This is a genomic window from Agromyces sp. NPDC029043 (assembly GCF_055564615.1).
Genome location: NZ_JBVHVX010000021.1, coordinates 21,794 through 42,968, shown reverse-complemented (window position 1 = coordinate 42,968; position 21,175 = coordinate 21,794). Strand labels below are relative to the sequence as shown.

Below are 21,175 nucleotides of genomic sequence, written 5' to 3'. Positions count from 1 at the left end.
TCCGCGCTCCGGGGCTCACTCCCGTCGACCTTCACAGCCGTGATTTCGACGTGGGACCAGCTACACGTTGAACCGGAACTCGACCACGTCGCCGTCCTGCATGACGTAGTCCTTGCCCTCCATGCGGGCCTTGCCCTTGGCGCGCGCCTCGGCGACCGACCCGGTCTCGACGAGGTCGTCGAACGAGATGACCTCGGCCTTGATGAAGCCCTTCTCGAAGTCGGTGTGGATGACGCCGGCGGCCTGCGGGGCCTTCCAGCCCTTGCGGATGGTCCAGGCGCGCGACTCCTTGGGGCCGGCCGTGAGGTAGGTCTGCAGGCCGAGCGTGTCGAATCCGACGCGCGCGAGCTGGTCGAGGCCCGACTCCTCCTGGCCGGTGGAGGCGAGGAGCTCGGCGGCGTCCTCGGGGTCGAGGTCGATGAGCTCGGACTCGATCTTCGCGTCGAGGAAGACCGCCTCGGCGGGCGCCACGAGCGCCGCCAGCTCGGCCTTCCTCGCGGCATCCGTCAGCACCGCCTCGTCGACGTTGAAGACGTAGATGAACGGCTTCGCCGTGAGCAGGCCGAGCTCGGCGATGGGGGCGATGTCGACCTTCGAGGCTGAGAGCGGCGTGCCCCGCTGCAGGACGTCCTGCGCCTCCTTCGCGGCGGCAAGCACCGACGGGTCGAGCTTCTTGCCCTTGACCTCCTTCTCGTAGCGCGCGATGGCGCGCTCCAGCGTCTCGAGGTCGGCGAGGATCAGCTCGGCGTTGATCGTCTCCATGTCGTTCTTCGGGTCGACGACGCCCTCGACGTGCACGACGTCGGAGTCCTCGAAACCGCGCACGACCTGTGCGATCGCGTCGGCCTCGCGGATGTTCGCGAGGAACTTGTTGCCGAGGCCCTCGCCTTCGCTGGCGCCCTTCACGATGCCGGCGATGTCGACGAACGACACGGCCGCGGGCAGGATTCGCTCCGATCCGAAGATCTTCGCGAGCGTCTCGAGCCGCGGGTCGGGCAGGTTCACCACGCCGATGTTGGGCTCGATCGTCGCGAAGGGGTAGTTCGCCGCGAGCACCGTGTTCTTGGTCAGGGCGTTGAAGAGGGTCGACTTGCCGACGTTGGGGAGGCCGACGATTCCGATGGTGAGTGCCACGGGCGTCCATCGTACCGTCAGGCCGGTCGCGGAGCCTGATCGTCGACCTTCGCCCGCCGCTGGTGGAGCGTCAGGTACACGCCGGCGATGACCAGCGCACCGCCGACCACGGCAGGCGGCTCGAGCGTCGCGCCGAACGCGAGCGCGATCGCGACCGTGAACACCGGCAACAGGTTGAGGAAGATCCCCGCTCGGGCCGGACCGACCTTCGACGCACCGATGTTCCAGAAGGCGTAGCCCGCCATCGAGGGGAAGAGCACGATGTACGCGAGCCCGAGTGCCGCACCCGCGCTCGAGGGCAGCGACAGGCCCGTGACCGCGACGACCGGCACGAGCGTCACGACGGCGAACACGCCCTGCACGGCGGTCGCCGTGATGGGCGGCGTGGCGAGGCGCCGCGAGATCAGCGAGTACACGGTCCACGCGAGCACCGAGGCGAGGACCAGCAGGTCGCCCACGCCGAACCCCTGCCGGACGATCAGGCCGAGGTCGCCGCCCGTGAGCACGACCGTCACGCCCGCGAACGCGACGACGAGACCGACGACCTGCACACGGCCCAGCCGCTCGCGTAGGAAGATCGCCGCACCGAGCGCGATCGCGGCCGGGTTGACGGCGCTGATCACCGCGGCGTTCACGGCGCCCGTGAGTCCCAGCGCGGCGTAGAGGAGCAGCGTGTAGCCCGTCAGGCCGAGGACCGATTGGAGCAGGTGCAGCCGCCATTCGCGGAGTGCCGCGCGCCAGTCCGGGCGCTCGATCAGCCAGGCGAGCGCGATGAGCGGCAGGAACGCGAACGCCCACCGGAGGAACGTGAGCGAGATCGGCGTGACCTCGCGCGTCACCATCTCGCCGACGACGTAGTTGCCGGCCCAGAACAGGTTGGCGAGGGCGAGGAAGAGGTACACCCGGCCGCGCGTCACCGGTCCAGCGTATGCGGTGCGCCGATCGCCGCCGGCGGCATCGGTGCGCACCCTGATGCGGCGCGGGCCGTGCAGGCGTAGCGTCCGCTTCGTGGGCGCCATTCCGGGCCCGCTCGGTGGACCCTGGGAGGGGATCGGATGCTGCAGGCAGGACGGGTCGTCGTCGAGATCGCGCCGCCCGCGACGCTCGTGGGCGCGGATGCACCGCTGCCGTCGACGATGCCGCCGATCGGCATGACGCAGGTGCTGGCCGACGTCGTCGCGGTGCCCGATCCCGACTCGGGCCCGTTCGGATTCCCGCGCGTGCGCGTGGCGGTGCAGTCGACGGATGCCTCACGGCTGCTGGTGTTCCTCGCGCTGCCCGACGGCTCCGCGGCCGTCGTGCCGTTCCGGTCCCTCGACGGCGGCGGGATCTTCGAGATCGTCGCCCCCGAGGCGGGAACCCGGATCGTCGTGCTCGAGTTCGCGACGGCGGATGACGCGGCGGTCTTCGCGCATGCGTTCGAGCTGTCCGGCGTGCCGGGCCCCGGCTTCGGCGCGGGCGAGGAACTCCCGGAGGCGGCACCGCCCGCGGAGGCGCCGATGCCCGGCGACGTGGTGACGCGCGGGCCGACCCACGTGCCGCCCGTGGCGCCGCCGCCGATGCCGGCACCGAGCGCGCCGGCGCCGACCCAGCCCGCCCCGGCTCCGACCGTGCCCGCGCAGGTGCAGGCCGAGATGAAGCCGATCGTCGCCACGGGATCGTCCACGACCCTGCTCGTGCGACTCAGCCGGGGCGTGATCGAGGCGTCGCCCGACGTTGTCGACGATCGGGCCGACATCCCGGTCGTCGCCGAGCGACCCGTGACCGTCACCGTCGTGCCGCGGGGTTTCCGCTTCCCGCTCGGCACGCTCCGCTCCCGATCGCTCCGGCTGCCCGCCACGGGCTCGGCCGAGGCGCGCTTCAAGCTCATCGCGGTGGATCGGGGCCCCGCAGAGGTGTCCGTCATCGTCCGCCAGGACTCGGAGCTCCCCCTCGCGACCCTCCGGCTCACGGTCGAGGTGGTGGGGTCCGACGACCACGACCAGACGGGCGTGGCCCGCGTCGCGGCATCCGTCACCGACCCCGACCCGACGGTCGCCGCACTGCCGACGCTCCGCCTCGACGAGGAGCTCGTCGCCGGTCGCTCGACGTTGCATGCAGCGGTGTCGGCTGGCGGTGAGACGCACCGCTTCCGGGTGAAGCTCGGCGACAAGTCGCGCTTCGTGCGCAACCTCGACGCGTCCATCGCCGGGCTCCGCGCCGAGCTGGCCGACCTGCCCGCGTCGGAGCGCGCGGACGTGTCCGATCGCCGGCTCCGGCGGATCGGCGCGGCGCTCGCCGACCAGCTGCTCGACCGACGCGCGCGCGACCTGCTCTGGAGGCACCGCGATGAGCTCGACGGCATCGTGGTGCAGACGACCGGCGAGGTCGACCTGCCGTGGGAGCTGCTGCTCGTGCACGAGCCCGGGCGCGAGCCATCCGCCGGCGATCGCTTCATCGCCGAGTACGGCGCGACCCGCTGGGTGTACGACACCGCGCACCCGACCGCGATCCGGGTGCGCCGCAGCCGGGCCCGGTACCTCTGCCCCGAGTACTCCGCGCCGGCGCTCGCGCTCGCGCGCACGGCCGGCGAGGGCGAGGTCGTGCACCGCCGGTTCGGGGCGATCGCGGTCGAACCGGATGCCGCGGACGGCCTCACGGCCCTCATGTCGGGCGGCTTCGACCTGCTGCACTTCGCCGGCCACGGGCGTTGGGCGAGCGGCGCCGACCGGCACCAGGAGCTCCTGCTCGGCGGCTACCGCGACGACGACGCGACGCCCACCGGCCGGTACACCGACGCCGACGCACGACGCGACCTGCCGCACCGGCCGGCGTCCGAGGCGATCGGCCCGATCGTGGTGCTCAACGCGTGCGACGTCGGCCGGCTCCCGTCGGGCGACCCGGGCCTGGGCGGCTTCGCCGAGGCGTTCCTGCGCGGAGGCGCCGCGGCGTTCGTCGGATGCGGGTGGTCGGTCGGCGACGAGCCGGCGAGCCGGTTCGTCGAGGCGTTCTACGACGAGCTCGCGGCGGGCTCGACGATCTCGCGCGCGGCGCGTGCCGGTCGCGCGGCCGCGAGCGCGGCGGGCGACGCGTCGGCGCTCGCCTATGCGGTGTACGCGCACCCCGATGCGCGCGTGCGGGTGGAGTGACGAGCGGCGCGACCCGCGACGGAGCGGATCGCCCAGAAGGGGGAACGGCAATGACCACCACCGAGACCAGGGCCGCGTCGACGTTGAGCCCGAAGCGGCTCGCCGCACTCCGCCCCCATGTCGTCAACCTCCAGGACGGTCGCCTCGCCCCGCGAGGAGCCCGCGCGCCCAAGACGGTCGACGAGTACACGTCGACCGAGGCCGACGTGCGCGAGATCTTCCGCACGCACCTGCCGGCCTTCCTCGAGGAGCACCGGCCCGGCCCGGTCCCGATCGTGCTCTGGGCGCACGGGGGCCTGGTCGACAAGGAGTCGGGCTTCGCGATCGCCGAGCAGCAGGTCGAGTGGTGGAAGCGCAACGGCGTCTACCCGATCCACTTCGTGTGGGAGACGGGCATCTGGTCGGCCGTCGGCGACTCGCTCTCCCGGTGGGCGAGCGGCGGTCGGCGCGGATGGCTCGACGATGCGCGCGACAACTTCATCGAGGTCGCGGCCCGGCTGCTCGGCGGTCCGGGCATCTGGAACGATATGAAGGTCGACGCGGCGGCCGCGTCCGCCGGCGACGGCGGGGCCCGCGTGGTCGCCGGCGAGCTGGGCAGGTTCGTGGCGGCCAACCCGAACGCGGTCTCGGTGCACGCGGTCGGGCACAGCGCCGGCTCGATCTTCCACTCGCACTTCCTGCCGGTCGCGCTCGACGCGGGCGTACCGCGGTTCGAGACGGTGTCGTTCCTCGCGCCGGCGGTGCGGATCGACACGTTCTCGGAGAAGCTGCTCGGCCGTGCCAAGGCCGGCGCGATCGAGCGCCTCGCGATCTTCAACATGGACGACGAGACCGAGCAGGCCGACACGTGCGTCGGCCTGTACGGCAAGTCGCTGCTGTACCTCGTGTCGCGCTCGTTCGAGTCGGCGAAGGACACGCCGATCCTCGGGCTCGAGAAGGACATCGCGCGCACGCGCGCGGTCGCGGCGTTCATCACGCGGCCGCCCGCGGCGGATGGCGAGCTCGTGCTCGCCCCCCGCGACCGCGGCCCGAGGTCGGGCAGCGGGAGCCGCTCGCACGGGGGCTTCGACAACGACATCGCCACCATGGACAGCGTGCTGCGACGCGTCGCGGGCCGAGCCGACGTGGACTCGTTCTCCACGGTGGCCGGCTCACGCGAGATCATGCTGCCCGAGGCGGTCGTCGACGACCCCGCCGCGACCAGCCGGGCCGGCCGGTCGAGCCGGCGCGCGCTGTGCATCGGCATCGACGAGTACCCGACGCCGCGCGACCGCCTCCGCGGCTGCGTCGCCGACGCGACGATGTGGCGCGAGGCGTTCGAGGCTCGCGACTTCGACGTCACCTCGGTCACGAACGAGCAGGCCACGCGCGAGGCGATCCTCACCGCCATCCTGGACCTCGTGAGCGAGGCGGCGCCCGGCGACGTGCTCGCGATCCAGTACTCGGGGCACGGCACGACGGCACCCGACCTCGACGGCGACGAGACCGCCGGCGAGGAGTCGGAGGACGAGGCGCTCTGCCCGGTCGACTTCCGCGACGGCGCGCTGATCCTCGACGACGACCTCGCGCGCATCTGGGAGGTCATCCCGAGCGGGGTCAGCCTGACGCTCTTCTTCGACTGCTGCCACTCCGGCGAGGCCAACCGCGCACCCGCCGAGGAACTGCCCGACGACGCGCTCGCACGATGGGTCGACCTCGACGATGCGGCCGTCGCGGCGTTCCGTCGCCGGCGAGGCACCGAGGCCGCGACGCCCGAGCGCGCCGAGGCCCTGAGGGCGGTGCGCGCCGCCGAACGGCGGGGACGTCCCGCCCGACGGTCGCCGCGCACCGGACGCGAGTTCCTCTTCAGCGCGTGCCGGTCGACCGAGGTCGCCTGGGAGTCGGCGGGGCACGGCGACTTCACGCGGATCGCGGCACCGCTGCTGGCCGCGCCGACCTCGGCCGGCCTGCGCAACCGCGAGTTCCACCATGCGGTGCTCGAGGCGTTCGGCGACCGCCGGCGGCAGACCCCCGAGATCCACGGCAGCGACGTGCTGGCCGGGCGCGTGCTGCTCGGCCCCGCGCGTCGGAGCAAGGAGGCCGAGCCGACGCCCGCCGGGCCCGCATCCGGACCGGGGTCGAGGCCGGGCGAGGCCGGCGGCGGGTCGGATGGCACGGGGCCGGCCGGGCTGCGGCCGGGCACGCCGGGCGCCGTCGCGGATCGGCGCACGGCCGCCGTGGCGGCGCTGCTGCGGGCGGTCGCCGACGTGCTCGAGGCGTGAGCCGGACAGCCGCGGCGGCGATCAGCCCAGGCGCGCGCGGAAGCAGCGCGTCACGTACGGGACCGCCAGCTCCTCAGCACCGGCCACGTCGGGGTGCGTCCTCAGCAGGGTCTCGAGCGCGGCGATCACCGATCGCTGCTCGGCCGGCGCGGCCGTGATGAAGTGGCTTCGCGAGCGCACCAGGTCGAGGAATTTCGCACGCGACATCCGCTCGACCCAGTCGACCCGGTGCTCCTCGATGGGACCGAAGGGCCGGCCGACCCGCACGTACTCCTCGAAGGTCGCCGACGCGTCGTGGCGCTCGTGCATGATCGCCCCGGCCTCCCTGAGCCAGGCCACCGACGTGTCGCGGCTGTTCCAGACGATGCCGAGCGTGCCGCCCGGGCGGAGGACGCGCGCGATCTCGGGCACCGCGCGCTCGCGCTGGAACCAGTGCCACGCCTGCCCGGCGACGACCGCGTCGACCGAGGCATCCTCGACCGGGATGTCCTCGGCGGTGCCGAGGATTCGCGGCACCCCCGGGACCTGCACCTCGAGCTCCTCGAGCATCTCCTCGACCGGGTCGACCGCGATCACGTCGAGGTCGAGCGCGACCAGCGCCTCGGTCAGCTTGCCCGTGCCCGCGCCGAGGTCGAGCACCCGCTGCGCGTCGCCGACGAGCCATGCGACCGCCTCGACCGGATAGCCGGGCCGGGCGGCGCCGTAGACGGACGCCGCGGCGCCGAACGAACGCGCCGAGCGCACGGTCTCGGGGTCCGAGGGATCCTTCACGAGTGCCGCGCGGTCGCGCGCGGACTCGTGCTGCGGCTGCTCCACGGTGCCATTCCACGCCCGGGCCCGCCATCCGTCAACCGCCTGGCGCCGGATCGCCGACGCGCGGGGCGACGCGCCCGGCCGTGTCGGCGTCGCGTGCGACGATCCCCTCGTGCCAGTGAGCTTCACCGCGATCGACTTCGAGACCGCCAACCCGTCCGCTGCATCGGCCTGCTCGGTCGGACTCGTGAAGGTCGTCGACGGCCGCGTGGTCGAACGCGAGCACCGCTACATCCGGCCGCCGTTCCCGCACGACGAGTTCTCGGAGTGGAACGTCCGCATCCACGGCATCACGCGCGACATGGTCGCCGGGGCCGACGGGTGGGAGGTGCACCTGCCGTTCCTCCGCGAGTTCGCGGGCGACGACTGGCTGGTCGCGCACAACGCCGGCTTCGACATGGGCGTCATCGTCAAGGCCTCCGAGGCGCACGGGCTCGCGGTGCCCGACTTCCGGTACCTCTGCAGCCTCCAGGTCGCCCGGCGCACCTACCACCTCGACTCGTACCGGCTCCCGTCCGCGGCCATGGCGGCCGGCTTCGAGGACTTCTCGCACCACGATGCGCTGGCCGACGCCGAGGCCTGCGCCGCGATCGTCCTGCATGCGGCGAAGCGGCACGAGGCCGACGACCTCGAGCTGCTCGCGCACGTCACGCGCGTGCGCGTCGGCGCGATCGGCGCGGCCGCCGCGGCAGCGCAGGCCGCGGAGCACGGGCCCATGGCGCTGCAGTAGCGGCCGTCGCGCCACGGTTGCGCCACTTCGGCGTCCGCCGCGCCGGTCGGGATGGCGCGCGAGCCGCGGAGGTGGCGCAGCGCTGCGCCTCTCGGTCGAGGGGGCCGCGGCGTGCGGTCAACCCCCTCGCGTACGCGGTCGGCGTCGGCTTGGCTCGACGCACGACGGAGGGAGCCGGGATGACCGACATGACGGATGTTGCGGGGGCGCCCCGCAGGGCGATCGTGACGGGGGCCGACTCGGGCATCGGCCGCGCCACCGCGGTGGCGCTCGCCGCCGCGGGCATGGACGTGGGGATCACGTTCCACACCGACGAGGAGGGAGCGCAGGCCACCGCCGACGAGGTGCGCTCGCACGGACGGCGGGCCGAGGTCGCCCGCCTCGATGCGGCGGACGCGCCGGCCTGCGGCGACGTCGTCGACGAGCTGTGCGACCGCCTCGGCGGGGTCGACGTGTTCGTGAACAACGCCGGCACGGGCGCGTCGACGCCGTTCACCGAGCAGACGTGGGACGAGTGGCGTCACGTGGTGGCCACCGACCTCGACGGGCCGTTCGTGTGCCTGCAGCGCGCGGCGCGGCGCATGGTCGACGCCGGTCGCGGCGGCCGGCTGATCGCCGTGACGAGCGTGCACGAGCACCAGCCGCGCGTCGGTTCGAGCGCCTACGACGCCGCGAAGCACGGGCTGGGCGGCCTCGTGAAGACCATCGCGCTCGAGCTCGGGCAGCACGGCATCACCGCCAACAGCGTCGCGCCCGGCGAGATCGCCACGCCCATGACGGATCAGGAGGACGTGGACCCGCGCACCGTGCATCGGCCCGGCGTGCCGCTCGGCCGACCCGGCGATGCGCGCGAGATCGCGGCCGTGATCGCGTTCCTCGCCTCGCCCGAGGCGGCGTACGTCACCGGCGCATCGTGGGTGGTCGACGGCGGCATGCTGCAGATGGGCCCGCAGGCCGGCTCGCACCTGACGGGCGACGACTGGCGACGCGGCTGACCGGCGGTGCGCGTTGCGCGTTGCGCCACGCGGCGGTTCGCTGCGCCCACTGGGATGGCGCACGAGCTGCCGAAGTCGCGCAACGCGCGGCGCCTCCCGACCGATGTCGGGGGCCGCTGACACACTGACGGCATGGACCTCCTGCTCCTCGTCATCGGCCTCCTCGTCGGCGCCGCGCTCGGCGCGCTCGCGACGCACCTGCTCGCCGCGCGGCGGCAGGCGGCCGAGGTGGCCCTCCGCGAGGATCCGGCGCTCGTCGAGGCGCGCCACCAGGCGATGATCGCCGAGGTCCGCGCGGGCGAAGAGGCGGCCAGGGCGCTGCTGCGCGAGGAGCTCGCGGCGACCCAGGCACGGGCCGAGGGCCTCCGCGAGCAGATCGAGACGGCCCGGCAGCAGTACCGCGAGCTCGTCGAGCGCCAGCGCGCCGAGGTCGCCGCACGCGAGGCGCGCGACGCCGCCGAGAGCCGCGTGCTCCAGGCGCTCGCTCCCGTGAAGCAGTCGCTCAGCGAGATGCAGCACAAGGTCACCGAGCTCGAGTCGCAGCGCACGCTCCAGCACGGCGAGCTGGCGCAGCAGCTGCGCTCGGCCGCCGAGTCCGAGGAACGGCTCCGGGCGACGGCCGAGTCGCTGGCGTCGGCGCTGCGTTCGAACAGCACGCGCGGCGTCTGGGGCGAGACCCAGTTGCGCAGCGTCGTCGAGGCGGCCGGGCTCATCGAGCGCGTCGACTTCGACGTGCAGTCGAGCATCTCGAGCGACTCGGGCGCCGGCCGGCCCGACATGATCGTGCACCTGCCCGGCGGGAAGTCGATCGCGGTCGACGCCAAGGTGCCGTTCAACGCATACCTCGAGGCGAGCCAGATCCCGGCGACGGCGACGGGTGCCGACGCGGCCAAGCGTGCCGACTTCCTCAGGCAGCACGTCGCCGCCGTCCGTGCCCACGTCACGGCGCTCGGGTCCAAGTCGTACTGGAACGGGCTCGACGCCTCGCCCGAACTCGTGATCGCCTTCATCCCGAGCGAGTCGCTGGTCTCCTCCGCGCTCGAAGCCGATCCCGGCATCATGGAGTTCGCGTTCGGCAAGCGCGTCGCGCTCGCCTCCCCCGTCACCCTGTGGTCCGTACTGAAGACCGTCGCCTACTCGTGGCAGCAGGATGTGCTCACCAATGAGGCGAAGACCCTGTTCGACCTCAGCCGCGAGCTCTACTCGCGCCTCGCCACGACGGCCGGGCACATCGAGAAGCTGGGCCGCACGATCGAGCGCAGCGTCAAGGACTACAACGCGTTCGTCGGCTCCCTCGAGCGCCAGGTGCTCCCGACCGCTCGCAAGCTCGGCGCGCTCGACGAGTCGAAGGTGCTCGCGCCGCTGAAGGGCATCGAGGAGGCCCCGCGCGAACTCGCGGCCTACGAGCTGGTCTCGCACGAGCAGGCCGACCTCGACCCGCAGTTGCGTCGCGAGCTCGAGTCGAGCGACGCGGTTCGGGAGTGAGCAGGGCCGCGCGGAATGCGCGACGCGGTGTCGGAGCGAGCGATCACATCTCGATGATGCTCAGCACGTTCCCCGCCGGGTCGCGGAACCAGGCGATGTTCGGGCCCGGATTCTGCTCGGAGCTGTAGAGGATTCCACGTTCATCCGTGCCGTAGGCCCAACCCTCGGTGTAGATCTTCGTCACGACTCCCGCTTCGTTCAGGTCGTCGACCGCCCTGCCGATGTCGGGCACGACGAAGTTCAGGATCGTGAACGATGCCGGCTCGTGATCGGGCTTCGGGTACACGAAGATCGGCTGGCCCGAGGGCAGTGTCAGACGCAGACCGCCCATCGCCTCCTCGGCGACGGGCAGCCCGAGCTTCGACCCGTAGAACTCGCGCGCGGCGTCGATGTCGTCGACGCTGAATCCCGGGAACGCCTCTCGAATGTCGACCATGCCGTCCTCCTCCGTTTTGCGCCCACACTGGCACGGGATGGCCGTGCCGTCGAGGGCTGCACGGTCAGGCGCCGGCCTCGGGCCGCTCGCTCGACGGGTGCGGTTCGTCGACCGGCGCGGCGAACCCGGCCGCCGCTTCGGCGCCGGTGACCTGCGTCGCGTCCATGGCGCCGTCGTCGAGCGGGTGCGCGAGCTCGTCCTCCCCGAGCCGCGCCGCGGCGAGCGTCACCAGCGCGAGCAAGGGCGGCACGAGCCCGGCGATGAGGAAGGCCGGTGCGAGTCCGAGCCACTCGCCCACCGGGCCGGCAACCGCCATCGAGAGCGGCATGAGCGCGAGCGAGACGAAGAAGTCGAGGCTCGAGACGCGTCCGAGCATCGCCGGTGGGACGCGCCGCTGCAACAGCGTGCCCCACACGACCTGTGCCCCGTCGAACAGGAAGCCGACGATGAACGTCGCGACGACCATGACCCACAGCCACGGGGTCACGCCGATCACGGCGAGCGGCACGCACCCGAATCCCCACGCGAGGATCATGAGCGTGAGGTACCGCCGCGGGAGCCGGAACGATGCGACGAGGAGCGAGCCCACCGCACCGCCGAGGCCGAACGCCGCGAGCACGAGCGCGAACTCGCCGGCGCCGCCGCCTGTCTGGTCGCGCACCGCGAACGGGATGAGCACCTCGATCGGACCGATCACCACGAGCACGAGCAGGATCGAGAACGCCAGCGTCGCGAACAGCCACCGCGTGCGCATCAGGTAGGCGAAGCCGTCGCGAAGGTCGGCGAACATCTGCCGCACCGGATGCGACGGGGCCGCCTCGAGATCCCGGCGAACGGCCGTGGTGCGCATCAGCCCGAGGCCGACGATCGCGACGACCTGCAGGCCCGCGACGACCAGGAACGCCAGCCACGGGGCCTGAACCGCGATCAGGGCGCTCGCGACCGCAGGCCCGGCCGCGTTCTGGGCGACCGGCCGCAGCACGCCCTCGACGCCGTTCGCCGCGAGCAGCTGCCCTGCCGGCAGGATCGCGGGCAGCCACGCCGAGTACGCCGGGTAGAAGAAGCCGTCGGCGACACCGAGCACGAACGAGAGCACGGCCAGGTGCCACACCTCGATCGTGCCGGTCACCGCGAGCGTGCCTGCGATCGCGAAGACGACGGCGCGCACGACCTCGACGACGAGCAGGATACGGCGCTGCGGCACCCGGTCGGCCGCCACGCCGCCGACGAGCACCGCGGCCACCAGTCCGAGGCTCGCGCCGACCGCCACCATCGACAGGTCGATCGGCGATCCGCCGAGCTCGATCACCTGCCAGGCGGCCGCGACGATCCAGGCGCCCGCCGACAACAGCGACGCGGCGAGCGCGACGGCGAGCAGGCGGTACTGTCCGGAGGCGAACGGGCGCAAGGCCCGCGGCAAGTTCGTCTCGGGGCTCACCCGCCCAGTCTGGGGCATCCGACCGACACGGGGCGAGCGGCTCGGCTCAGCGCAGCGTCAGCGGTCGGCTTCGTCGAGCCACTTCTCGACCAGGTGGTCGGCGATGACGCGGCGGATCGTGCCCGACCGGCCGCGCAGCACGATCGACTCGGTGCGGATGATCGGGCCCTTCTTGCGTACGCCGTCGACGAGCTCGCCGTCGGTCACGCCCGTGGCGACGAAGAACGTGTTGTCGCTGCGCACCAGGTCGTCGAGCTCGTACACCTTGTCGCAGTCGAGCCCGGCGGCCTCGCCGCGCGCGCGCTCCTCGTCGTCCTTCGGGGCGAGCCGGCCCTGCATGAACCCGCCCAGCGCCCTGATCGCGCACGCGGTCGTGATGCCCTCGGGGCTGCCGCCGATGCCGACGCACATGTCGATGCGCGACTCGTACCGGGCCGCGTTGATGCCACCGGCGACGTCGCCGTCGGAGATCAGCCGCGTGCCGGCGCCCGCGGCGCGGATGTCGGCGATCAGCTGCTCGTGCCGCGGCCGGTTCAGCACCGCGACCCGCAGCTCGCCGACCTCCTTGCCCTTCGCCTTCGCCAGCGCCCGCAGGTTCTCGCCGATCGGCTTGCGGATGTCGACGACGCCGATGCCCGAGGCATCCGTCACGATCTTGTCCATGTAGAAGACGGATGACGCGTCGAGCATGGTGCCGCGGTCGGCGACCGCGATGACCGACAGCGCGTTCTGGCGGCCGGCCGCGGTCAGCGACGTGCCGTCGATCGGGTCGACCGCGATGTCGCACGCCGGGCCGCGCCCGTTGCCGACCTTCTCGCCGTTGAACAGCATGGGCGCCTCGTCCTTCTCGCCCTCGCCGATCACCACGACGCCGTCGAAGTTGACCGTGCCGAGGAACGCGCGCATCGCGTCGACCGCGGCGCCGTCGGCGGCGAGCTTGTCGCCCCGGCCGATCCACGGGTACGAGCGGATGGCGGCCGCCTCGGTCGCACGCACCAGCTCGAGCGCGATGTTGCGGTCGGGGTGCAGGTAGAGGCTTTCGGTGTCGGTGCTCACCATCGAGGTGTCCTCCATGAAGTCGTGGGATCGTTTCGAGCCTACTGACGGCGGCCATCCGGCAACCGTCCGATGACGGCGTTACGGCATGAAAGTTCGAGGATTCTTAACGGATGGTCCAGACGGAAGGATGCCGGGAGGCTCCGCGCGACGCGGGCTCCCGGCATCCTTCGACCGTCGACGTGGAACGGATCAGACGCCGGCGGCGCTGACGATGCTCCACACGATCGCGACCATCACGAAGCCGGCGATGCCGAGCGTGGTGGTGAGCACCGTCCAGCTGCGCAGGCCGTCGCGGACCGAGAGGCCGAGGTACCGCGTCACGACCCAGAAGCCCGAGTCGTTGACGTGCGAGAGGCCGAGCGCGCCGAACGCGATCGCGAGTGCCAGCAGCGCGACCTGCACGGTCGAGTAGCCGCCCTCGGTGATGCTCGCCGCGAGCAGGCCCGCCGTGGTGAGGATCGCGACGGTCGCCGACCCCTGCGCGGCACGCAGCGCGAGCGACACGAGGAACGCCAGGACGAGCAGCGGCAGGCCGGTCGCGAGCAGGGTGTCGGCGAGCGCGGTGCCGATGCCGGACTCGGTGAGGATCTTGGCGAATGCGCCGCCGGCGCCGGTGACGAGGATCACGACCGCGGCCGGACCGAGCGCCGACTCGAAGACCTCGGCGAGGTGCGCGGTGCTCCAGCCGCGGCGGATGCCGAGCAGGTAGCCGGCGAGCAGGACGGTGACCAGGAGCGCGAAGATGGGCGCCCCGATGAAGCCGAGCACGTCGCGCACGGGGTCGCCGGCCGGGAGCAGGGTCGCACCGACCGTTCCCAGGCCGATCATGACCAGCGGGGTGACGATGAGGGCCACGATCATGCCGGCGCTCGGCGCCGCCTCGGTGCGGGTGAGGAGTGCGGTCGCGCCCGTCGGCGTCAGGCCGCGACGCGAGCCGCCGGTCGAGCCGCCGCTGCCGCCGCTGCCCCCGAAGCCGACCGTGCCGCTGCCGTCGCGCTCGGCGCCGAAGGCGTGGAACGCCTCGGCCGTCGCCGGCAGCATGGGGTAGTCGCGGCGGTTCAGCCACTTGGACATGAAGTGCGAGAGCACGCCGAGGGGGATGGTGATCGCGAGGCCGATGAGCGTGATCCAGCCGAGGTCGGCGCCGAGCAGCGCGGCGCCACCGACGATGCCCGGGTGCGGCGGCACGGACACGTGCACGGCGAGCATGATGCCGGCGATCGGCAGGCCGAACTTGACGGGGTCGACGTCGGCCAGCTTGGCGAAGCCGTAGATGATCGGCACGAGCACGATGAACCCGACGTCGAAGAAGACCGGGATGGCGAGCACGAGCGCCGCCGCGGTCAGCGCCCCGGCGATCCGCTTGGGCCCGAGGAGCTTGGTGAACCGGCCCGCGAGGCTCTCGGCCCCGCCGGAGAGCTCGATGATCTTGCCGAGCATCGCGCCCAGCGCGACGAGGATCGCGACCGAGCCGAGCGTGCCGCCCATTCCCGCGATGATCGCCGGGATGATGCCGAGCTGCTCGGGCTGGTCGTCGGTCGCCGGGATCGTCGCGAGCGGCAGGCCGGCGGCGAGGCCGACGAGCACGCTGACGATGAGCAGCGCGAGGAACGCATGGACCTTGAATCTGATGATGAGCAGCAGGAGGAGGCCGATGCCTCCCGCCGCGATGGCCAGCAGGGCGATCGTCGACATGGTGTCTCCTTTGACGTTGAGGGTAATCGGATGTGGTCGGAGCGGTCAGCGGCTGCGGCGTTCGGGCGCCACGGCCCGGACGACCGCCGAGTCGTCGGCGGCGCCGAGGCCCTGCGCCTGGCCGATCAGGTAGAGCTGCTCGGCGGCCGCGGCGACGGGGGTCGCCAGGCCGGCGGCTCGGGCGGCCTTGCCGACGATCCCCATGTCCTTGACGAAGATGTCGAGGCGGCTGAGCACCTCGGCGCCGCCCTCGTCGTAGGCCTGGAGCACGCGAGGGCCGCGGTTGCCGAGCATGAACGAGCCGGCCGCGCCGGCCTGCAGCGCGTCGAGGGTCTTCTCGAGGTCGAGCCCCAGTGCATCGGCGAGCGCGAGCGCCTCGGCGGCCGCCGCGATGTGCACGCCGCAGAGGAGCTGGTTCACCGTCTTCAGCGCCTGCCCGTCGCCCGGTGCGTCGCCGACCACGGTGAGGGTCGACGCGAGCAGCTCGAGGACGGGCCGGGCCTTCTCGAGTGCGGCGGGCGCCGCGCCCACGACGATGAGCAGGTCGCCGGCGCCCGCGCGTGCGGGCCCGCCCGACAGCGGCGCGTCGACGAGGTCGGCGCCGTGCGAGGCCAGGCGCTCGACGACGGCGGGGATGCCATCCGTGCCGACCGTGCTCGTGAGGATGACGACGGCGCCCGGTGCCAGCGACGGGGCGATGCCGGTGCCGTCGGCGAAGAGCACGTCGTCGAGCTGGGCGGCGTCGCGCACCGCGAGCAGCACGGCGTCGGCGCCGGCGACGGCCTCGCGGGCGGAGCCGTACGGAGTGACGCCCGCGGCGGCGGCGAGCTCGAGGCGGGGCTCCGCGATGTCGAACCCGTGCACGGCGAGTCCGGTGGTCAGGCGCGTGGCCATGGGCAGGCCCATGGCGCCGAGGCCGAGCACGGCGACGGTGGCGGTGCGGCCGGCGGTGCGGCCAGCGGTGACGGTGGTCATGTCGATCTTCCTTGGTCGAGGTCGAGGTGGAGGTTCGGGGGGGGTCGGGTCAGGCGGCGCTCAGGACGTCGACGACGTCGGCCAGCGAGTCGTCGTCGCCGACATTGCCGGCGAAGACGATGTACGGGATGCCGGCGGCGGGGCCGTCAGCGGGTTCCCAGAGCGAGACGATGCCGGGCAGCATCGGCCCGCGGACGGTGGCGTGGCGGATGCCGAGGCCGTGCGAGGCGACGTCGCTGGAGGTGATGCCGCCCTTGGCGATGACGTAGCGAGGCGCGCGGAGTGCGAGCGTGCGCTGGACGACGTCGACGACGGCGGCCGAGACGCGGCGCGAGATGTCGAGGCTCTCGTCGGGGTCGTCCGTCTTCACGAGCGTGCGGCTGGTGTGCACGATCACGTCGCCGGTCTCGAGCGCGGTGGCGATCCCCTCGGCCACCTCCGCGAGGAGGGCGTCCGCGCCCTGGCCCGCGATGACGCGGTCGACGTCGAGTTCGAACGTGACGGCGCCCGGCCGCTCGCGACGGAGCGCGGCGAGCTGGCGCGACGTGAGCCCGACGTGCGAGCCGACGACGACGAGCCCGCCGACCGTCGCGACCGGCCGCGCACCGAAGATCTCGGGGGCGGTGAGCGGATGGCGCTGCTCCTGTCCGATCCGGGCGCGCACGAACGGCGGGCCGACGCGGTACAGGAAGTGCTTGCCGGCGCGCTCGGCGAGCTCCAGTCCGAGCGCGAGCAGCCGGAGGTCATCCTCGGTGACGGCGTCGGCGACGACCGGCCGTCGGGCCGATGCCGCGGCGAGTGCGTCGGCGACGGCCTCCGCTCCGGCGCGGATCACGCCGAGGTCGAGCACGATCACCCCGTCGGCGCGGTCGCGGCCGCCGGTCTTCTCCTCGACCCAGCGCGAGAGGTCCGACTCGGAGTACCCGAAGGTCGAGTCGCGCGCGAACTCGGTCTCGGCGATCGGGGTGAGCCCGCCGTCCTGGCGCATGTAGTGAACCCCGCCGATGGTGACCCGCCCGGCGTCGGGGAACGCCGGGACGATCACCACGCCGTCGATCTCGGCGGCGCCGGCGGCCGAGAGCTCGTCGGCGATCACGTCGGTCTCGAGCGGGAAGTGCCCGCGGAGCGTCGAGTCGCCGCGGCTCACGAAGCCGAGCGGGCGACCGGATGCCGCGTCGAGCGCGTTGCGGACGACCTGGCGGTTGCGCTCGGCCGCCGTGGCCGGGTCGAGGCTGCGCGTGTTGGTGAGCACGTAGACGGCGGGCGCGCCCTGGTCGAGGGCCCAGGCGAGGTCGGCGACCTCCCAGCTCGTGAGCACGGGGAGACCGGAGACGGACTGGGTGCCGGTGGGGTCGTCGTCGAGGACGACGAGCGTGCGGGGCGCGTCGGCGACCGCTGCGGCGACGCGCGAAGCCGGCACCTCGGCGACGGTCGGGAAGGCCGCGAGCAGTTCGCGTTCGTTCACGGTGGCTACTCCTTCGTATCCGCAGACGGCGATCATTCCCGTCTGCTATCTGCTGTCATATAGGTTACCGCCCGCCCGACGGATGTCAAGCCCAGCGCCTCCTCCTACGCCGGCGCCTCGGTGGGGCCGGCGTCGAGTACGTAGCGCCGGAGGTCGTCCATGGTCTGGTCCATGTGCCGGTCCATCGCGCGTCGGGCGGTCTCGGGCTCTCCCGTGCGAAGCGCGTCGAGGACCGCGGCGTGCTCATCGATCGCGTGCGCCTGGATGTCGGGCACGCGCGAGGTCTGCGCGCGCCGCTCGGCGAGGACGCGCGTGAGCGGTTCGAACATGACGCGCAGGAACACGTTGCCGCTCGCGCGGAGGATGACATCGTGGAAGGCGAGGTCGGCGATCACGAACGCGTCGACGTCGCCGCGTTCGCTCGACTCGCGCATCTGGTCGACGTAGTCCGCCAGCTGGGCGAGGTCGTCGTCGCTGCACCGCGCGGCGGCGAGCGCCGCGGCCCCGGTCTCGAGCATCCGGCGCACCTCGATCAGCTGCACCGCCACGTCGTCGTCGCGACCTCCGGCCGACGTGACGCGCAGCACGGCGTCGAGCGAGACCCACTCCGCCACCGGCTGCACGTAGCTGCCGCGGCCGTTCTCGACGCGGATGACCCCTTGCGCCTGCAGCGTCTTGATCGCCTCGCGCACGGTGATGCGGCTGACATCATGGATGGCGCCGAGCTCGGCCTCGCTCGGCAGGGCGTCGCCGGGCGCGAGGTCGCCGCGCACGATTCCGTCGAGGACGGCATCGGCCACGGTGGCGACGAGCGACTTGCGCGGCATGCGGCTCCGATCAGCTGGCAGCTCTCCGACAGGTGCGTCCAGACTAATCCAGGAGGGCCTCCGCCGACCCGAGCGCCCACGACTCCCCTGGCGCGAGCCGGCGCCCCGGTCCGAGGTCGCACGGGGTGACCGCGGTGAGGAAGACCGCAATCGCGTGACCGCACAGCTCCTCGAGTCCCGCCACCCGATCGGCGGCGACGCCGGACGCGCCCACGCGTCCGGCCTCGGCGGCCGACTGCGGCGCGAGCCGCGCCTGCATCCACCCGCCGAGCGCCCGCACGGCCGCCGCGGTGAGCACGCCCTCGGGCGCACCGCCGATGCCGATCACGAGGTCGAGGTCGCCGTCGGGCATTGCCGCGCGCAGGCATCGCTCGACGTCGCCGTGCGCGAACCGCTCGACGCGCGCCCCCGCGTCGGCGGCCGCCCGCGCGAGCGCCGCGTTCCGCGGCCGGTCCTGCACCGCCACGCGCACGGCGCCGACGGGAACGCCGCGCACGGCGGCGATCCGCCCGACCGTCTCGCCGACCGGCGCGTCGAGCTCGAGCCCGGGCACCCGGCTGACGAGCTTGGCCATGTAGTGCGCCGGCCCGATGTCGAGGAACGCGCCACGCGGCGCGACGGCCATGATCGCCATGGCCCCGGGGAGCCCGGCCGCGGCGAGGCTCGTGCCGTCGACGGGATCGACCGCGATGTCGATCGCGGGGCCGCGCCCGGTGCCGAACCGCTCACCGAGGTGCAGCATCGGCGCCTCGTCCTTCTCGCCCTCGCCGACGACGACGCGACCCTCGACGTCCAGGCGGGCGAGCGCCGCGCGCATCGCCGCGACCGCCGCACCGTCGACGGCGCCGCGATCCCCGCTCCCGACGAACGGCATCGCCGCGACCGCCGCGAGCCGCGTCGCCTCGGCGAGGCCGAGGGCGAGCGGGTGGACGTCGAGCGGCATGGAGGGCACGCGTCCATCGTGCCCGATCGCGCCCGCGGCATCCGCTCGCGCACCTGAGGCGGGCTCGACACGTCGCTAGACTCGTGCGCAACCCACGACTTTTCGAAGGAGCAAGGTATGCCCATCGCAACCCCCGAGCAGTACGCGCAGATGCTCGACACCGCCAAGGCCCAGGGCTTCGCGTTCCCGGCGTTCAACGTGTCGAGCTCGCAGACCCTCAACGCGGTGCTGCTGGGCCTCGCCGAGGCCGGCTCCGACGGCATCATCCAGGTCACCACGGGTGGCGCCGACTACTTCGCCGGCCACACCGTCAAGGCCCGCGCGGCCGGCGCGCTCGCCTTCGCGAGGTTCGCCCACGAGGTCGCGAAGGCCTACCCCGTGACGGTCGCGCTCCACACCGACCACTGCCCGAAGGACGCGCTCGACGGGTTCGTGTATCCGCTCATCGCCGCCTCGGAGGAGGAGGTCAAGGCCGGTCGCAACCCCATCTTCCAGTCGCACATGTGGGACGGCTCGGCCGTGCCGCTCGACGAGAACCTCGAGATCGCGAAGGACATCCTCCCGAAGATCAAGAACATCAACGCCATCCTCGAGGTCGAGATCGGCGTCGTCGGCGGCGAGGAGGACGGCGTCCAGCACGAGGGCTCGAACGAGGCGCTCTACACCACTCTGAACGACGCGATCGCGGCCGTCGAGGCGCTCGGCCTCGGCGAGAACGGCCGCTACATGGCGGCGCTCACGTTCGGCAACGTGCACGGCGTCTACGCGCCCGGCAACGTCAAGCTGCGCCCGTCGCTGCTCAAGGAGATCCAGGACGGCCTGGCCGCCAAGTACGGCACCGGCGAGAAGCCGCTCGACCTCGTCTTCCACGGCGGCTCCGGCTCGACCGACGAGGAGATCGCCGAGGCCGTGCGCAACGGCGTCGTGAAGATGAACATCGACACCGACACGCAGTACGCGTTCACGCGCGCGATCGCCGGCTACATGTTCCAGAACTACGACGGGGTGCTGAAGGTCGACGGCTCGGTCGGCAACAAGAAGCAGTACGACCCGCGCGCGTGGGGCAAGGTCGCCGAGACGGCCATGGCCGCGCGCGTCGGCGAGTCGACCCGCCAGCTCGGCTCCGCCGGCAAGTCGATCTCGGCGTAGGGCACCGGATGTCGCAGGACGAGGCCGCTCGGAACGAGACGCGGGGACAGGCCGCCGACGGCGCCGCGCCCCCGCCGCCGCGCGATGAGCGGCCCCGTCCGCGCTACGGCGAGTACGCCCCCGAGGGGTGGTCGTGGCAGCCCCCTGCCGACGAGCGAGCGGATGCCGCGGCATCCGCCCCGCACCCGGCACCGCCGCCGCCCGTGGCGCCGCAGGCGCCGGCACCCGCCGCTCCCGCCACCGCGCCATCGCGCACCGCCGACCGGTTCATCACCATCCTGCTGCTCGCGATCGGCGCGGTCGGCGCCTGGAACACCTCGGTGAGCCTGCAGCAGCTGCCGGCCGCCATCCAGACGGTGTACTCGCAGCAGGGCGTCGGCACGTACTCGCCGCAGGAGTGGCTGCCGACGCTCGCGACGATCGGCACGATCTTCATGCTCGGGCTGTACGCGGCCGTGCTCGGCTGGTCCATCGCGCGCATGCGCGCGCGCAAGCCGGCGTTCTGGGTGCCCCTGGTCGGCGGCGCCGTCGCGGTGGTCGCGACGATCGTGCTCACCTCGATCGTGTTCCTCACCGACCCGACGTTCGTGTCGTACGTCGAGCGGATGTCGGGCGTCTGAGCCCTGGTGGCCGGCCGGACGC

18 protein-coding genes are annotated in these 21,175 nt (G+C 73.0%); 7 read left to right on the top strand and 11 right to left on the bottom strand.

All coding sequences use genetic code 11. From position 1 onward, the window contains the following. Positions 1–60: 60 nt before the first annotated feature. Positions 61–1,134, bottom strand: a complete 1,074-nt coding sequence (gene ychF / locus ACZ4TW_RS20160) for a redox-regulated ATPase YchF (RefSeq protein ID WP_465545706.1) — start codon at positions 1,132–1,134, stop codon at positions 61–63. Positions 1,135–1,151: 17 nt separating this feature from the next. Then, positions 1,152–2,051, bottom strand: a complete 900-nt coding sequence (locus ACZ4TW_RS20155; protein WP_465545704.1) for a DMT family transporter — start codon at positions 2,049–2,051, stop codon at positions 1,152–1,154. 138 nt (positions 2,052–2,189) lie between these two features. On the opposite strand from ACZ4TW_RS20155, the gene ACZ4TW_RS20150 reads away from it, so the two are divergent. Continuing rightward, positions 2,190–4,262, top strand: a complete 2,073-nt coding sequence (locus ACZ4TW_RS20150; protein WP_465545702.1) for a DUF7363 domain-containing protein — start codon at positions 2,190–2,192, stop codon at positions 4,260–4,262. 50 nt (positions 4,263–4,312) lie between these two features. After that, complete coding sequence (locus tag ACZ4TW_RS20145) at positions 4,313–6,523, top strand: caspase family protein (RefSeq protein WP_465545700.1); 2,211 nt, start codon at positions 4,313–4,315, stop codon at positions 6,521–6,523. Positions 6,524–6,544: 21 nt separating this feature from the next. Here the strand turns inward: ACZ4TW_RS20145 and ACZ4TW_RS20140 are convergent, their stop codons facing one another. Continuing rightward, positions 6,545–7,339, bottom strand: coding sequence for a class I SAM-dependent methyltransferase (locus ACZ4TW_RS20140; protein ID WP_465545698.1), 795 nt, complete (start codon positions 7,337–7,339; stop codon positions 6,545–6,547). Between the two features lie 109 nt (positions 7,340–7,448). Between ACZ4TW_RS20140 and ACZ4TW_RS20135 the strand changes: the two genes are divergently transcribed. The 3 genes from ACZ4TW_RS20135 (at position 7,449) to ACZ4TW_RS20125 (ending at position 10,546) form a co-directional block, all read left to right on the top strand. Beyond that, a complete protein-coding gene (locus ACZ4TW_RS20135) occupies positions 7,449–8,066 on the top strand; it encodes an exonuclease domain-containing protein (protein WP_465545696.1) in 618 nt (205 codons plus the stop codon). Positions 8,067–8,254: 188 nt separating this feature from the next. Continuing rightward, positions 8,255–9,061, top strand: a complete 807-nt coding sequence (locus ACZ4TW_RS20130) for an SDR family oxidoreductase (RefSeq protein ID WP_465545818.1) — start codon at positions 8,255–8,257, stop codon at positions 9,059–9,061. 132 nt (positions 9,062–9,193) lie between these two features. Further along, positions 9,194–10,546, top strand: coding sequence for a DNA recombination protein RmuC (locus tag ACZ4TW_RS20125; RefSeq protein WP_465545694.1), 1,353 nt, complete (start codon positions 9,194–9,196; stop codon positions 10,544–10,546). Positions 10,547–10,589: 43 nt separating this feature from the next. Here the strand turns inward: ACZ4TW_RS20125 and ACZ4TW_RS20120 are convergent, their stop codons facing one another. From ACZ4TW_RS20120 to ACZ4TW_RS20085, 8 genes are all read right to left on the bottom strand, one after another. Continuing rightward, positions 10,590–10,982, bottom strand: coding sequence for a VOC family protein (locus ACZ4TW_RS20120; protein WP_465545692.1), 393 nt, complete (start codon positions 10,980–10,982; stop codon positions 10,590–10,592). 64 nt (positions 10,983–11,046) lie between these two features. Then, entirely contained in the window at positions 11,047–12,420 is a 1,374-nt protein-coding gene (locus ACZ4TW_RS20115; RefSeq protein WP_465545691.1) for an MFS transporter, read from the bottom strand. 57 nt (positions 12,421–12,477) lie between these two features. Further along, positions 12,478–13,479 (bottom strand): class II fructose-bisphosphatase, encoded by a 1,002-nt coding sequence (glpX, locus tag ACZ4TW_RS20110; RefSeq protein WP_465545689.1) that lies wholly within the window; start codon positions 13,477–13,479, stop codon positions 12,478–12,480. 189 nt (positions 13,480–13,668) lie between these two features. Continuing rightward, positions 13,669–15,174, bottom strand: coding sequence for a GntP family transporter (locus ACZ4TW_RS20105; RefSeq protein WP_465545687.1), 1,506 nt, complete (start codon positions 15,172–15,174; stop codon positions 13,669–13,671). Positions 15,175–15,219: 45 nt separating this feature from the next. Then, entirely contained in the window at positions 15,220–16,149 is a 930-nt protein-coding gene (locus tag ACZ4TW_RS20100; RefSeq protein WP_465545685.1) for an NAD(P)-dependent oxidoreductase, read from the bottom strand. A 49-nt stretch (positions 16,150–16,198) separates the two neighbouring features. After that, positions 16,199–17,650, bottom strand: coding sequence for a four-carbon acid sugar kinase family protein (locus ACZ4TW_RS20095; protein ID WP_465545683.1), 1,452 nt, complete (start codon positions 17,648–17,650; stop codon positions 16,199–16,201). 68 nt (positions 17,651–17,718) lie between these two features. Beyond that, a complete protein-coding gene (locus ACZ4TW_RS20090; protein WP_465545681.1) occupies positions 17,719–18,441 on the bottom strand; it encodes a FadR/GntR family transcriptional regulator in 723 nt (240 codons plus the stop codon). A gap of 43 nt (positions 18,442–18,484) precedes the next feature. Beyond that, positions 18,485–19,384: a fructose-bisphosphatase class II gene (locus tag ACZ4TW_RS20085; protein ID WP_465545816.1), complete on the bottom strand. Its 900-nt coding sequence runs from the start codon at positions 19,382–19,384 to the stop codon at positions 18,485–18,487. A gap of 117 nt (positions 19,385–19,501) precedes the next feature. On the opposite strand from ACZ4TW_RS20085, the gene fbaA reads away from it, so the two are divergent. Together fbaA and ACZ4TW_RS20075 are read left to right on the top strand one after the other, a co-directional pair. Further along, positions 19,502–20,533: a class II fructose-bisphosphate aldolase gene (gene fbaA / locus ACZ4TW_RS20080; RefSeq protein ID WP_465545680.1), complete on the top strand. Its 1,032-nt coding sequence runs from the start codon at positions 19,502–19,504 to the stop codon at positions 20,531–20,533. An 8-nt stretch (positions 20,534–20,541) separates the two neighbouring features. Beyond that, a complete protein-coding gene (locus ACZ4TW_RS20075; protein WP_465545678.1) occupies positions 20,542–21,153 on the top strand; it encodes a DUF6264 family protein in 612 nt (203 codons plus the stop codon). The last annotated feature ends 22 nt before the right edge of the window (positions 21,154–21,175 follow it).

Coding starts and splice junctions, on each gene's coding strand:
- ACZ4TW_RS20130 (WP_465545818.1), top strand. CDS start 8,255: ATGACGGATGTTGCGGGGGCGCCCCGCAGGGCGATCGTGACGGGGGCC.
- ACZ4TW_RS20095 (WP_465545683.1), bottom strand. CDS start 17,650: ATGATCGCCGTCTGCGGATACGAAGGAGTAGCCACCGTGAACGAACGC.
- fbaA (WP_465545680.1), top strand. CDS start 19,502: ATGCCCATCGCAACCCCCGAGCAGTACGCGCAGATGCTCGACACCGCC.
- ACZ4TW_RS20075 (WP_465545678.1), top strand. CDS start 20,542: ATGTCGCAGGACGAGGCCGCTCGGAACGAGACGCGGGGACAGGCCGCC.
- ACZ4TW_RS20090 (WP_465545681.1), bottom strand. CDS start 18,441: ATGCCGCGCAAGTCGCTCGTCGCCACCGTGGCCGATGCCGTCCTCGAC.
- ACZ4TW_RS20100 (WP_465545685.1), bottom strand. CDS start 16,149: ATGACCACCGTCACCGCTGGCCGCACCGCCGGCCGCACCGCCACCGTC.
- ACZ4TW_RS20125 (WP_465545694.1), top strand. CDS start 9,194: ATGGACCTCCTGCTCCTCGTCATCGGCCTCCTCGTCGGCGCCGCGCTC.
- ACZ4TW_RS20150 (WP_465545702.1), top strand. CDS start 2,190: ATGCTGCAGGCAGGACGGGTCGTCGTCGAGATCGCGCCGCCCGCGACG.
- glpX (WP_465545689.1), bottom strand. CDS start 13,479: ATGGTGAGCACCGACACCGAAAGCCTCTACCTGCACCCCGACCGCAAC.
- ACZ4TW_RS20105 (WP_465545687.1), bottom strand. CDS start 15,174: ATGTCGACGATCGCCCTGCTGGCCATCGCGGCGGGAGGCATCGGCCTC.
- ACZ4TW_RS20085 (WP_465545816.1), bottom strand. CDS start 19,384: ATGCCGCTCGACGTCCACCCGCTCGCCCTCGGCCTCGCCGAGGCGACG.
- ACZ4TW_RS20120 (WP_465545692.1), bottom strand. CDS start 10,982: ATGGTCGACATTCGAGAGGCGTTCCCGGGATTCAGCGTCGACGACATC.
- ACZ4TW_RS20145 (WP_465545700.1), top strand. CDS start 4,313: ATGACCACCACCGAGACCAGGGCCGCGTCGACGTTGAGCCCGAAGCGG.